The sequence below is a fragment of the Kitasatospora sp. NPDC094016 genome, assembly GCF_040304045.1.
Taxonomy (GTDB): domain Bacteria; phylum Actinomycetota; class Actinomycetes; order Streptomycetales; family Streptomycetaceae; genus Kitasatospora.
Genome location: NZ_JBEOUK010000038.1, coordinates 24,340 through 36,537 on the forward strand (window position 1 = coordinate 24,340; position 12,198 = coordinate 36,537).

Here is a 12,198-nt window from a genome sequence, read left to right on the forward strand (position 1 = left end):
GGCCGGGCCGCCGATCCGAGGCGGGGCCGGAGCCCGGTCAGAGCTTCTCGGCCTCGTGGACCTGGTGGAGGTGGATGAGGACGTCGTGGGCCCGGCCGAGGGCGATGGAGGGCAGCGGGTCCTTCGTGAACGTGGACCCGGCCTCGTACACGGGTCGGGCGGTGTCCAGCCAGTCGCGGACCACGCGCGGGGCGGTGCGCAGGTCGACGTAGTAGTCCTGGCGGCGGACCTGGTCCAGGGTGTACTCGTTCATGCCGGGCGTGGCCGGGGGCACGGTGTTCTTCTCCCAGTCGGTGTCGAGGGCGGCGCCCATGGTGAGGAAGGAGCCCTGGTCGAAGGTGAACCCGATGTTCAGGTAGTCCGGGCCGAAGGCGTCGCGCAGGATCGCGCCCTGCGTCTTGGGGTACATCTCGGGATCGCTGGCCAGGTAGCCGACGTGCCCGTTGTGGGCCGAGAGCAGCATCCGGTCGCCGGTGCGGCGCTGCCACCACGCGGTGTTGTCGGCCATGGCCTGGTCGCGGATGACCTCCGCGGCGTTCACCGAGGCCGTGTCGGTGAGTTCGAAGGTGGCGAAGGCGAAGGTCTGGGCGATGACGCGGGCGTGCTGCACGGCCCAGTCGTACTCCTCGCCGCCGGTGCCCCTGGCGGCGGTGACCAGGTCCAGCGCCTGCTTCGCCTTGGCGGCGTTCTCCTTCCGCTCGGCCACCGGCCGCTTCAGGTAGCCGACGGTGTCGTCGAGCGGGCGCAGGCCCGCGTACAGCCCGTCCACGCGCGCCAGGGCCGCGGGGTCGGCCTTGCGCAGGTAGGCGTCGACCCGGGCGAAGACCTCCTCGCCGAGCTTGGGGGCGCCGACGTCGTCGCCCATGAAGTGGACCGGGCGCTGCGGGTGCTGGCGGTTGTACTCGCGCATCCAGCTGATCAGGTCCACGAACTCCTGACGCTCCCAAGGTGATTGGCCAAGCTCGTCCTTGACGATCTGCCGGGCGTCGCCCTTGCCGTCCTGGAGGAACTTGTCGATCTTCAGGCCCGCCGACCAGCTCATCTCCAGGGCGAAGGTGGTGAAGCCCTTCTCCTGGACCAGGTAGCGGAAGACCCGCTCCTTCATGGTGAAGAACTCGTGCGAGCCGTGCGTGGCCTCGCCGAGGCCCACCACCTTGGCGTCCCCGACCATCGCGCCGAGCGCCCGCAGGTCGCTGGTGCTGCCGCCGGGCTCGGTCGACCGCAGCGGGTGCGCGGACCGCTCCAACGCGCGGACCACCGTGCTCCGCTGGCCGTCCGCCGCGGGGGCGGCGGAGGCCACCGGGGCCAGCAGGGCGGTGCCGGCGGCCGCCGCCGTCACCGCGATCAGTCCGCGTCGGCCGACCATTCGCTTGTTCGCCGTGGTCATGATCTCTCCTCAGATTCCTTGTCCCGAAAGCTCGGTGAGAAGATCATCGGTCGCGGCGGGGGTGCGGCGCGCTGGGGCCGACCGCCGGGTTCTTCGGGGGGATAACCCCCGACCTGCGTCGATGCGGGCTCCGCCCGGTGGGTCAGAGCGCGGCGGCGCGGTGCGTCGGGCGGCCGTCCAGGACGGTGAGCAGCACGGGGACGTCCGGCAGTTCGGTGGCGGGGGTGGTGAGCGGGTCGGCGGCCAGGACGGTGAGGTCGGCGCGCTGCCCGACGGCGATCCGGCCGGCCCGCTCCTCCTCCCCGGCCGCGTGCGCGGCGTTGACGGTCATCGCCCGCAGCGCCTCCAGGGCGGTGAGCGCCTGCCCGGGGTGGTGCGGCGGCTGGGTCAGGTCGCGGCTCGGGCGGCGGTGGCGGGCGCCGGCCAGCACGCCGAGCGGCGGGTACGGGGCGATCGGCCAGTCCGAGCCGAGCACGACGGTGGCGCCCGCGTCCCACAGGTCGCGGCAGCGCCAGGCGCGGTCGGCGCGCTCCTCGCCGAGGCGGCGGGACCAGTTGTCGGTGTGGTCGGCCCGGGTGAAGTCGCAGCAGTGGGTGGGCTGCATGGAGGCGATCACGCCCAGTTCGGCGAAGCGCCGCACGACGGAGTCCGGGACGGTCTCGATGTGTTCGATCCGGTGCCGGACGGTACGCGCCCCGGCGGCCGTCTCCGGGCCTTGCGCCGAGGCCACGGCGTCGAGCGCGTGGCGGACGGCGGCGTCGCCGATGGCGTGGGTGGCGGTCGGCACGCCGGCGCGGTGCAGGTGCGCGATGACGCGGGTGTACTGCGCCGGGTCGGGCCAGAACGCGTGGGTGGACTCGCCGTGGCAGTCCGGGCGTTCCAGCCAGGCGGTGCCGTTGTCGATGGTGCCGTCCATGAACAGCTTGACGCCGTCGACCTGCCAGAGCCGGCCGCCCCGGTGCTGCTGTTCGACGAGGGCGCGCAGCCCGTCCGCGTCCACGCCGGGTTGGCACCAGGGGGCGACCCGCAGCCGCAGCGGCAGGTCGCCCGCCTCGTCGAGTTCGGAGTAGAGGTCGAGGCTGTCGCCGTTCGCGTCCATCGCGTGTCCGCCGGTGAGGCCGGCGGCGGCCATGGCGGCGAGCGCGGCGGCCAGGCGGGCGCGGCGTTCGGCCCGGGTGGGCTGCGGGGCGGCGCGTTCGACCAGTTCGCAGGCGGCGTCCTCCAGCAGCAGGCCGGTGGGGCGCCCGGCCGCGTCGCAGACCACCTCGGCGGCCTGGGCGAAGCTGCGCGGGCCGTCGACGCCGGCGAGTTCCAGGGCGCGCGGGCTGGCGAGCATGGAGTGGGCGTCGAAGAGCTGGAGCAGCGCCGGGACGCCGTCGAGGACGGGCGCGAGCGCGGCGGATTCCACCGGCCGGTCGCCGAAGACGTTCGGGTCCAGGCCCCAGGCGTGCAGCCAGGCGCCGGGGGCGAGGGTGCGGACCTCGGCGGCGAGGGCGGCGCGGACATCGGCGAGGTCGGTGCAGCCGGAGAGGTCGAGGCCGTGGGTGAGTTCGGCGCCGGTGACCGGGTGCAGGTGCCCGTCGACCAGCCCGGGGGTGACGACGGCGCCCTTCAGGTCGACCACCGTGGTGGCGGCGTCGGCGAGTCGGCGGATCTCCCGGTCGTCGCCGAGGGCGGCGATCCGGCCGTCGGCGACGGCCAGGGCGGTCTGCGGGAGGGGGCCGCCGGTCGCCGGGTCGAGCAGGCGGGCGGACAGGAGGACGAGGGAGGTGCGCACATCGACTCCAGCGGTGTTGCGGGGTGGGGGAGTTGTGAGGTGGAGGGGTCAGTCTTTCCAGGTGAGGGAGCCGCTGGGCAGGCCGAGTTCACGTTCGGCGGTGACCATGGCGAGCCGGGTGACGGCGGAAGGGTGGTCGCGCAGGCCGGTGTTGGCGTGGGCGGCGAGACCGTCGATCACGACCAGGATCTGAAGGGCCGCCACATCGGCGTCCTCGGTGCGGAACTCGCCCTGGGTGGCGCCCGCCTCGATGACGCCGCCGAGCCGTCCGCGCCAGCCGGCCTGCTGCTCCAGGACCCGGTCGCGCAGGATGGGCCGGTAGCGGCTGAGGTGGCGGGCGTTGATCCAGAGCCGGCTCATGTCGTCGTAGGCCGGCCCGGTGGCGCGGGCGAAGAACCGTGCGAGGTGGTGCAGCGGCGACCCGTCGTGCGGGTCGGCGGGCAGCAGCGTCTCCAGTTCGGCGGTGGCGGCGCTGCCGAAGGCCTCGGCGACGAGGTCCTCGACGGCGGGGAAGTAGTGGCTGATCAGACCGGGTCGGACGTCGAGCTGCTCGGCGATCCTGCGCAGCGTGATGCACTCCAGGCCCTCGGTGAGGGCGACGGCGGCCGCCGCCTCGACGATCTCCGCCCGCCGGTCGTCGGCGGATTTGCGGACCCGTTTGCGCTGAACGCTTGACGTCATGTGCCGGATGCTATTGAGTGTGCGACCAATAAGCAAGCAGGTGGGCACGACACCCCCACGGAGGGCCCCCAATGGCGTCCACGCTCCCGGACCACCCCCACCCCGACACCCGCGCCGCCGCGCCGCTCCAGCAGGAGCGGGCCGGCCGGGTCGAGGTCCACGGCATCGACCACATCCCCGAGACCGAACGGCGCGGCCGCGCCCGCGAACTCTTCCCCGTCTGGGCGGCGGCCAGCGTCAACTACCTCAACCTGGCCGTCGGCGGCACCCTCGTCCTGGCCGGGCTCGACCTGCCCCAGGCGTTCGCGGTGGTCGTCGTCGGCAACCTGTTCTGGCTGGGCACCGGCCTGCTGGCGGTCTCCGGACCGGCCGCGGGCGCGCCCAGCGAGGTCATCACCCGCGCCATGTACGGCGTCCTCGGCAACCGCGTGAACAACGCCGTCACCGGCTGGATGATCTCCGTCTGCTACTTCGCGCTCAACCTCGCCGCGGCCGCCGTCGCCGCGTTCTCGCTCGCCGAGCAGGCCGGGATCACCCCGACCACCCCGATCAAGATCGCCATCGTGGTGGCCATCGTCGTGGTGACGCTCACCATCAGCGTCTACGGCCACGCCGCGATCCTCCGGCTCTACCTGCCGATCACCCTGGCGCTCGCCGCCGCCTTCGCCGTCGTCGGGTACGTGGTGCTCCGGCACGCCGACTTCGGCTACACGCCCGCCGAACCGCTCTCCGGCACCCGCCTGTGGTCCGCCGTCCTGGCCGGCGTCACCCTGATCGCCTCCGGCTCGCTGTCCTACACCACCAGCGCCGACTTCTCCCGCTACCTCCCGCACACTACCTCCCCCCGTGCCGTCCTCGGCTGGACCGCCCTCGGCGGCTTCCTGCCCAGCGTCGCGGTCGGCGGGCTGGGCGTACTCGCCGCCAGCGCGGTCGACATGACGGACCCGCAGGCCGCCCTCCAGCGGATCCTGCCCGGCTGGTTCGACCCGGTCTTCCTGCTCGCCCTGGTCGTCGGCACGATCGCGGTCAACGCGCTCACCGCCTACAGCGCCGGCCTCGCCCTGCAAGCCGTCGGCATCCGGATCCGCCGCACGCTCAGCGTGCTCGTCGACGGCACCGTCGCCGTCTGCCTCACGCTGTACGCGCTGCTGGTCTCCAACTTCCTCGACACCGTCAGCAACGTGCTCCAGTTGACCGTCGTCCTGCTCGGTCCCAGCACCGCGATCTACGCCACCGACATCCTGCTGCGCCGCAACCGCTACGACGGCCGCGCGCTCACGGACGAGAGCCCGGGCAGCCCCTTCTGGTACCGGGCGGGCGTCAACCCGGCCGGCGCGCTCGCCCTCGCGGCCGGGGTGGCCGGCGCCGCGCTCTGCGTGGACACCCTCTACACCGGGCCGGTGGCCGCGCTCGTCGGCGCGGACCTCGCGCTGCCGGTCGGCATGGTCGTCGCGGCGGCCGTGTACGCGGTGCTGATGCGCGGGAAGCTGAACCGCCGGGGTGCCTGAGCGCGGTCTTCCGGCGCCCCCGGCGAACTGCCCTTCCGTCGAGGGGTGCTGAGGACGTCCGGCCGGGAGGCGCCTGGGACCGTCCGTTGTCAGTGGCGTCCGTTAGGGTGCGGACCGGCGGCCCGGCCACGCGGGCCGGCCGCGAGGTGAGGGGGCGTCATGACGGACGGTACCGAAGGGGCGGGGGGCGAGGAGGGCATCCGGTGGCTCGCGGACGCCGGGTGCTCCGTCGACGGCGTCCTGTTCGCCCGGGGGATACCGCCGCAGGAGCTCGCCCGCCGGATGGGCGCCGATCCGGCCGCCGCGGCCGGGCCGCTCAGCGGCACCGAGGTGTGGGACCTCGACATCGAGGTGTTCCGCCCGAGCGACGACGGCGACGGCGTGATCCGGGTCGGCGAGTCCGGTGACTGGTCCTTCGCGGTCGAGTACGGCGACTCCACCGGCGGCGAACGGCTCACCGAGATAGCGCGCGACGGGGTCGAGGTGGTCCACTTCCGCCCGATGCCGGACCACCCGCCCGCGCTGCTGGACTACGCCCGCGACGGCGCCGTGCTGTGCGGGTTCGGCCTCGCCGAGGAGCGCTGGCGCTGGGGCCGGGAGCCCGACCTGCTCGTCCCCGAGCTGGTCGCCGCAGGTGTCCTGGAGTCCGACGGGATCACCCGCGGCCCCGGGGGCGAGCCGCCCGCGGCCGTCCGCCGCCGCACCCTCGGCGTGGTCGGGCGGCGGTTCGGGCTGAGCCTGCCCCGGGCCGTCCTCGGCGAGCTGCGGCTGCCGGCGTACGCGGTGCGGGGCAGGCCGGGGATGGAGCCGCAGGGCCGTTGAGCCCGGCCGGCCCCGGGCCCGCCCGGGCCGCGTGCCGGACGTTTTGGATGCCCCGGACGCGTGTTCAGTCGGAACGTGGCCTGGTCCGGCCGGCCCGGGCCTCCAGGTAGCGCCGCTCGGCGAGGCTGGCGGTGGCCTTCGCGGCGCGCCGGTAGTGCTCGTGGGCGCCGGCCGGGTCGCCGGCCTTCTCCAGCAGGTGCGCCCGGACGGACAGCAGCCGGTGGTGCCCGGCCATCCGCCCGTCACCGTCCAGGGCGGACAGCAGGGCCAGTCCGGCGGCCGGGCCGTCGGTCTCGGCGAGGGCGACCGCCCGGTTGAGGGTGACCATCGGGTTGGGTGCGATCCGTTCCAGGATCAGGTAGAGGGCGTGCACCTGGGGCCAGTCGGTCTCCTCGGCGGTGGCCGCGTCGGCGTGCGTGGCCGCGATGGCGGCCTGCAACTGGTAGGGCCCCAGGGTCGGGCCGGCCAGCGCCGCCTCGACGAGCCCGACGCCCTCGTCGATCAGCGCGCGGTCCCAGGCCTTGCGGTCCTGCTCGTCCAGCGGCACCAGGTCGCCGGCCGGGGTGGTCCGCGCCTCCCGGCGGGCGTGGGTCAGCAGCATCAGTGCGAGCAGCCCGGTCACCTCGTCGTCCCGGGGCAGCTGCGCGTGCACCGTCCTGGTCAACCGGATGGCCTCGCGCGCGAGGTCGGGGCGGTGCAACTCCGGTCCGGAGGTGGCGGTGTAGCCCTCGTTGAAGATCAGGTAGAGCACGTGCAGCACGACCCGCAGCCGTTCCTCGCGCTCCGCGCCGTCCGGCAGGGCGAACGAGCTGCCGGCGGCCCTGATGCGCTGCTTGGCCCGGCTGATCCTGGCCGCCATGGTGGCCTCCGGCACCAGGAACGCGCGGGCGATCTCGGCGGTGGTCAGACCGCCGACCGCCCGCAGCGTCAGGGCGGTTCGGGAGGCCGCGGTGAGCGTCGGATGGCAGCACAGGAACAGCAGGACGAGCGTGTCGTCGGTGTCCGGCACCTCCGGCGGCACCACCTCGGCGGCCGTCGCCGACTCCCGTTCGCGGCGCGCGCGGTCGCGGCGCAGCTGGTCGATGAGCCGCCGGGCGGCGACGGTCACCAGCCAGCCGTGCGGATTGTCGGGCCTGCCCTCGGACGGCCACTGCACGGTGGCGGCGAGGACGGCCTCCTGGACGGCGTCCTCGCACCCTTCGAACCGGCCGTACCGGCGAACCAAGGTGCCGAGGACCTGCGGCGTGAGCGCACGCAGCAGGTCCTCGAAATCCGGTGCTGTCATGCCTCCAAGTGTCCGTCGGCGAACATCACCTGCCGCACCTCGACCCCCAGGCCCTCGATCGCGGTGTCCGGGATCAGCGCCGCCAGCGCGATCGCCCGCTCCTTGTCCTCGCAGTCGATCAGGTAGAAGCCGCCCAGGTACTCCTTGGCCTCCAGGAACGGGCCGTCGGTCACCACCGGCTGGCCGTTGCGCACGGTCACCACGGCGGCCTGGGCCGGATCGGCCAGTGCCTGGGTGGTGATCAGCTCTCCGGACGCCTTCAGCGCCTCGATGAACTCGCCGTGGCCGTGGCCGATCGCCGCCTTCTCCTCGTCGGTCAGCGCGTCCATCACGGCCGGGTTGATGTGCAGGCTGATCAGGAACTTCATCTCGTGCTCCTCGTGGTTCGCGGGCCCGGCTGGGCTCCTCGACCGGTGGTCGGAGCCGTCGCCGCGGTCTTGACGTCCTCCGCCGGACGTTCGGAGGAATCCTCGCGGCCGCACCCCGCACCCCGCACCCCGCACCCCGCACCCCGCACCCCGCACCCCGCACCCCGCACCCCGCACCCCGCACCCCACATCTCCGCACGGCCCGTACCGGGAGGGCCGGGGCCGGGAACAGTCCCGCCATCGCCCGGGAGTGCGATGGTCACGTCACATCGGGCGCCGCTACTGTGACCCGGTGGCGGAGCGTCACATGGAGCGGGTGGGCCGTCCCGGCCCGGTCCCGTCAGGAGGGGCAGTCATGAAAAGCACTCGTCGTGTGTTCGGAGCGGTGCTCGCGGCCGCCGCCCTGGCCGCCTGCGCCCCGTCGGCGTCGCCCGCCGCGGCCTCGATCGCCGCGCCGGCCGCCTCGGGGTCCGAGGCAGCGAGGGGAGCCGCGTCGGCCGCGGTGGCGAGCGGGAAGGCGGCCTGGACCGGCCAGTTCCGCGGCTACGGGACGGACCAGTGGAAGCACGCCTGGGGCGCGGTCGGCCAGGGGACGTGGGGCGGCTCGGACCTGAGCGCGGTCGACGACCCGGCCGCTCCCGGGGGCGGCTCGGCGCTCCAGGTCACCTACGGCGCCGGGTCCTCCTCCAACCAGTGCACCGACTGCCCGAATCCGGGCGGCGGCCAGTTCTACACGGATCTGACCAGCCTGGGCCTGTCCGCCCTGGCCCAGGGCCGGACGCTGGACCTGAAGTACTCCCTCAAGTTCCCGGCCGGCCGGGACTGGGGCAAGGCGGGGAAGCTGCCCGGGCTGTACGGCGGCAAGATCGGCGAGGAGTCGGGCGGCAACCACGGCGCGGGCTGGTCGACGCGCTACATGTGGCGCGGCGCCAAGGGCGTGCCGGACAACGGCGAGGTCTACCTCTACACCCCGACCAACTCCGGCCCGACCGGCTACGGGGTCGACGAGGGGCTCGGTGACTGGCGCTTCCAGGCCGACGGCGCGTGGCACAGCGTCGAGCAGCTGGTCGACCGCGGCACCGGGGACGTCACCGTCTGGTACGACGGCCGCCAGGTCTACGCGGCGCGCGGGGTGGCCTCGGGCATCGGCGGGATCCCCTTCGGCGGCGTGTTCTTCTCCACCTTCTACGGTGGGCACGACACCAGTTGGGGCCCGGCGAGCACCCAGCGCGCCTACTTCGCGGACTTCTCGCTGTCCTCCGGCGTCCAGCACTGACCGTCAGCCGGCCGTCGCCGTCACGGTGAGGGCCGGTTCGCCGTACGGGGAGGAGGTTCGGGTCCTTCAGGTCCGCACACAGTGTGCGGGTTTCCGTCTACCGCATGAACCGCCCTGATCCGAAACGGATTTGACGGTGAAACACGCGCAAGACATCAGCTTCCGACGTGCGGAGACCGCCCCCCCTTGTATTCGGGGGCGGTCTCCGGCATCGCCAGGGTGGCCGGCGAAGCGTCAGTGCTTGTCGATGAAGCCGGTTCAGGCCACGAGTGCGGCGTTGCGCAGCCGGGCGGCGGAGCGGGCCAGGAAGAACGCCGCGAGCAGGGCGGGGCAGAAGCCCACCACGCAGGCGGCGAGGACGGCGGCCGCGGTCAGGCCGACCGGAGACGCGACGGCGGCGACGACGGCGGCCAGCGGAGTGAGCAGGAGGGGGGAGAGCAGCAACAGGGCCGCCAGCCGCTTCTCCCGGCGGCTCCACTGCGTGGACCGCCAGACCCTGCTCGCGGCGATGACGGCGGCGGCCAGCGCGAGCGGGGGCCCGATGACCGGGACGAACGACAGCGGAACCGGCAGCACCGCGAAGACCAGGGTGCGGACGGTGCGGCCGCGGCTCTCCGGCTCCGGTCGGGTGCCGCCCTCCTCGTCGAGCGCGGCGTCGGCGATCTGCCGGGGGCTGCCCAGCTGCTCCAGGACCCGCCGGACGGCGGCCTCGTCGGCGGGGTCGCTCTCGGCGAGCGAGACCTCGACGTGCTCGCGCAGGTCCGCGAGCAGTTCGCGGCGGCGCTGCTCGGGCAGCGGGGCGGTGTACCGGGCGACCGCGGCCAGGTGGGCGCGGACCAGGGGGTGCTCGATGGGGTTGTTCACGGGTTCTCTCCCGGGGCCAGGACGTGGTCGACGGTTTCGCGGAAGGCGGGCCACAGCGTGGTGAACTCCTCCAGTGCGCTGCGGCCGGCGTCGGTGAGCGTGTAGTACCGGCGGGACGGGCCGCTGGCCGAGTCGCGCAGGAAGGTGTCGGCGAGGCCGGCCCGGCGCAGCCGGGACAGCAGGGGGTAGATGGTGCCCTGGCTGGTCGCCAGCATCGGGAACCGGCCGAGCTCCTGCAGCAGTTCCACCCCGTACCGGGGGCCGTCCCGCAGCAGCGCCAGGACGCAGTACTCCAGTACGCCCTTGCGCAGCTGCGTCGCCACCGGTCCGTCGGCCGTACCGGCGTCGCCGTCGTGGTGTGTGATGCCAGGTACCATGCGATGCAAGATAGCATGCGACGCCAGGTAGTGGGCGATCCGGACGAGGGCCGCAGGAGCACCTCACCCGGACGGCGGGTGGCAGCCGGACCGGCGCACGCCCCCCGGCGGGGCCTTCCGACGGGCGTGACCGCCTGGCCACCCCTAGGGTCTGTGATGCGTTGACCGTGCCGAGCGCCGGGGCGCACGCCGCCCCGCCGTCTGCCGGGGCGCGCCCGGCAACCCGAGAGGTGGACCGCTCCATGCACACCGTCGTCCGCGGCGCCGGCGCTTTCGGCCTGGCCGTGCTGCTGCTCGCTTCCGCCGCCGGCTGCCAGGGCGACGCCCGCTCCGCCGTCGAGCCCGCACCGACCTCCCCGGCCTCCCCGCCCGGCTCACCCGCTTCGCCCGCCGCGTCCGCGACCGGACTCGCGGCCCAGCGGCTCGACTGGCAGGCCTGCTCGGCCCCCAGCCCCGCGCAGGGCAGCGGCACCGCGCCCGCCGGTGACTGGCAGTGCGCCACCCTCAAGGCGCCGCTCGACCACGGCAAGCCGGACGGCCCGACCATCGACCTGGCCATGATCCGGAGCCGGGCGAAGGACGAGAAGCACCGGATCGGCTCGCTGCTGTTCAACTTCGGCGGCCCCGGCGCCTCCGGCGTCGCCACGCTGCCCTCCCTCGCCGCCGACTACGCCTCCCTCAACGCCCGCTACGACCTGGTGAGCTTCGACCCCCGCGGGGTCGGCGCCAGCGCCGGGGTGAGCTGCCTGGACGACAAGGCGATGGACGCCAGCCTGGAGATCGACAACACCCCCGGGACCCCCGACGCGGTGAAGGCGCTGGACGCCAGCAACGCGCAGTTCACCGCCGCCTGCGAGCACAACTCCGGTCCGGTGCTGCCCTACGTGGACACCGAGAGCGCCGCCCGCGACCTCGACCTGATGCGGCAGGTGCTCGGCGACGAGAAGCTCTTCTACTTCGGCATCAGCTACGGCACCCAGCTCGGCGGCGTCTACGCGCACCTGTTCCCGCAGGAGGTCGGCCGGATCGTCCTGGACTCGGTCGTCGACCCGACGAAGGACCCGCAGCAGGCCGCGCTCGGCCAGGCCCAGGGCTTCCAGCTCGCGTTCGACAACTTCATGAAGGCCTGCGCCGCCGAGGAGGCCGCCGCCTGCCCGACGGGTGCCGGCGGCGTCGAGGGCACGGCGGCGGTCACGGCGCTGCTGCAGAAGCTGGAGCAGTCCCCGCTGCCCACCACCGGCGGGCGGCAGCTCACCGAGACCCTGGCCGTCACCGGCATCGCCGCGGCCCTGTACAGCGAGGAGACCTGGCCCGTCCTGGCCGCCGGGCTCACCGAGGCGATGCAGCAGGGCACCGGCAACACCCTGCTCGAACTCTCCGACGCGATGTTCGGGCGCGACCCGCAGGGGCGCTACACCAACCTGAGCGCCGCCAACCGGGCGATCAACTGCGTGGACGCCCGGCAGCGCTACTCCGACCAGGACGTCGAACAGCAACTGCCGCAGTTCCGCGACGCCTCCCCGGTGTTCGGCCCCTACTCCGCCTGGGGCCTGACGAGCTGCACAGGCTGGCCGGTGCCGGGCAAGGCCGACCACCCGGACGTCTCCGCCGCCGGCGCGGCCCCGATCCTGGTGGTCGGCACCACCGGCGACCCGGCCACCCCGGTCGAGGGCGCCCACGCGATGGCGCAGCAGCTCGGCCCGGGCGTCGGCGTCAACGTCACCCTCCAGGGCGAGGGCCACGGCGGCTACAACACCGGCGACCCGTGCCTGAAGCAGGCCGTGGACGCCTACCTGCTGGACGGCACCGTGCCGGCCGACGGGAAGACCTGCAGCTGAGAAGTGGCCCACCGC

11 protein-coding genes are annotated in these 12,198 nt (G+C 74.1%); 4 read left to right on the forward strand and 7 right to left on the reverse strand.

The features are described from left to right. Positions 1-37 precede the first annotated feature (37 nt). From ABT015_RS28280 to ABT015_RS28290, 3 genes are all read right to left on the reverse strand, one after another. The gene (locus ABT015_RS28280; RefSeq protein WP_350883932.1) at positions 38-1,387 is read right to left on the reverse strand and encodes an erythromycin esterase family protein; all 1,350 of its coding nucleotides are present in this window, start codon (positions 1,385-1,387) and stop codon (positions 38-40) included. A gap of 142 nt (positions 1,388-1,529) precedes the next feature. After that, on the reverse strand, positions 1,530-3,164 hold the full coding sequence (locus tag ABT015_RS28285) for an amidohydrolase (RefSeq protein WP_350883934.1): 1,635 nt from the start codon (positions 3,162-3,164) through the stop codon (positions 1,530-1,532). A 48-nt stretch (positions 3,165-3,212) separates the two neighbouring features. Next, positions 3,213-3,845 carry a TetR/AcrR family transcriptional regulator gene (locus ABT015_RS28290; RefSeq protein WP_350883936.1) on the reverse strand — a complete coding sequence of 211 codons (633 nt, stop codon included), beginning with the start codon at positions 3,843-3,845 and terminating at the stop codon, positions 3,213-3,215. 71 nt (positions 3,846-3,916) lie between these two features. On the opposite strand from ABT015_RS28290, the gene ABT015_RS28295 reads away from it, so the two are divergent. Together ABT015_RS28295 and ABT015_RS28300 are read left to right on the forward strand one after the other, a co-directional pair. Then, positions 3,917-5,353 (forward strand): purine-cytosine permease family protein, encoded by a 1,437-nt coding sequence (locus ABT015_RS28295; protein ID WP_350883938.1) that lies wholly within the window; start codon positions 3,917-3,919, stop codon positions 5,351-5,353. A gap of 159 nt (positions 5,354-5,512) precedes the next feature. Then, positions 5,513-6,175, forward strand: a complete 663-nt coding sequence (locus tag ABT015_RS28300) for a DUF6461 domain-containing protein (RefSeq protein ID WP_350883940.1) — start codon at positions 5,513-5,515, stop codon at positions 6,173-6,175. 64 nt (positions 6,176-6,239) lie between these two features. Here the strand turns inward: ABT015_RS28300 and ABT015_RS28305 are convergent, their stop codons facing one another. Continuing rightward, positions 6,240-7,460 carry an RNA polymerase sigma factor gene (locus ABT015_RS28305; RefSeq protein ID WP_350883942.1) on the reverse strand — a complete coding sequence of 407 codons (1,221 nt, stop codon included), beginning with the start codon at positions 7,458-7,460 and terminating at the stop codon, positions 6,240-6,242. Then, positions 7,457-7,828 (reverse strand): YciI family protein, encoded by a 372-nt coding sequence (locus ABT015_RS28310; RefSeq protein WP_350883944.1) that lies wholly within the window; start codon positions 7,826-7,828, stop codon positions 7,457-7,459. The genes ABT015_RS28305 and ABT015_RS28310 overlap by 4 nt, the downstream gene beginning before the upstream one ends. Positions 7,829-8,183: 355 nt before the next feature. On the opposite strand from ABT015_RS28310, the gene ABT015_RS28315 reads away from it, so the two are divergent. Further along, positions 8,184-9,104: a polysaccharide lyase gene (locus ABT015_RS28315; RefSeq protein WP_350883946.1), complete on the forward strand. Its 921-nt coding sequence runs from the start codon at positions 8,184-8,186 to the stop codon at positions 9,102-9,104. 258 nt (positions 9,105-9,362) lie between these two features. Here the strand turns inward: ABT015_RS28315 and ABT015_RS28320 are convergent, their stop codons facing one another. Together ABT015_RS28320 and ABT015_RS28325 are read right to left on the reverse strand one after the other, a co-directional pair. Further along, entirely contained in the window at positions 9,363-9,968 is a 606-nt protein-coding gene (locus ABT015_RS28320; protein ID WP_350883948.1) for an HAAS signaling domain-containing protein, read from the reverse strand. Continuing rightward, positions 9,965-10,345 carry a PadR family transcriptional regulator gene (locus tag ABT015_RS28325; protein ID WP_350883950.1) on the reverse strand — a complete coding sequence of 127 codons (381 nt, stop codon included), beginning with the start codon at positions 10,343-10,345 and terminating at the stop codon, positions 9,965-9,967. The genes ABT015_RS28320 and ABT015_RS28325 overlap by 4 nt, the downstream gene beginning before the upstream one ends. 242 nt (positions 10,346-10,587) lie before the next feature. Between ABT015_RS28325 and ABT015_RS28330 the strand changes: the two genes are divergently transcribed. Next, the gene (locus ABT015_RS28330) at positions 10,588-12,183 is read left to right on the forward strand and encodes an alpha/beta hydrolase (protein ID WP_350883952.1); all 1,596 of its coding nucleotides are present in this window, start codon (positions 10,588-10,590) and stop codon (positions 12,181-12,183) included. Positions 12,184-12,198: the final 15 nt, after the last annotated feature.

Coding starts and splice junctions, on each gene's coding strand:
- ABT015_RS28305 (WP_350883942.1), bottom strand. CDS start 7,460: ATGACAGCACCGGATTTCGAGGACCTGCTGCGTGCGCTCACGCCGCAG.
- ABT015_RS28295 (WP_350883938.1), top strand. CDS start 3,917: ATGGCGTCCACGCTCCCGGACCACCCCCACCCCGACACCCGCGCCGCC.
- ABT015_RS28325 (WP_350883950.1), bottom strand. CDS start 10,345: ATGGTACCTGGCATCACACACCACGACGGCGACGCCGGTACGGCCGAC.
- ABT015_RS28290 (WP_350883936.1), bottom strand. CDS start 3,845: ATGACGTCAAGCGTTCAGCGCAAACGGGTCCGCAAATCCGCCGACGAC.
- ABT015_RS28300 (WP_350883940.1), top strand. CDS start 5,513: ATGACGGACGGTACCGAAGGGGCGGGGGGCGAGGAGGGCATCCGGTGG.
- ABT015_RS28280 (WP_350883932.1), bottom strand. CDS start 1,387: ATGACCACGGCGAACAAGCGAATGGTCGGCCGACGCGGACTGATCGCG.
- ABT015_RS28310 (WP_350883944.1), bottom strand. CDS start 7,828: ATGAAGTTCCTGATCAGCCTGCACATCAACCCGGCCGTGATGGACGCG.
- ABT015_RS28330 (WP_350883952.1), top strand. CDS start 10,588: ATGCACACCGTCGTCCGCGGCGCCGGCGCTTTCGGCCTGGCCGTGCTG.
- ABT015_RS28315 (WP_350883946.1), top strand. CDS start 8,184: ATGAAAAGCACTCGTCGTGTGTTCGGAGCGGTGCTCGCGGCCGCCGCC.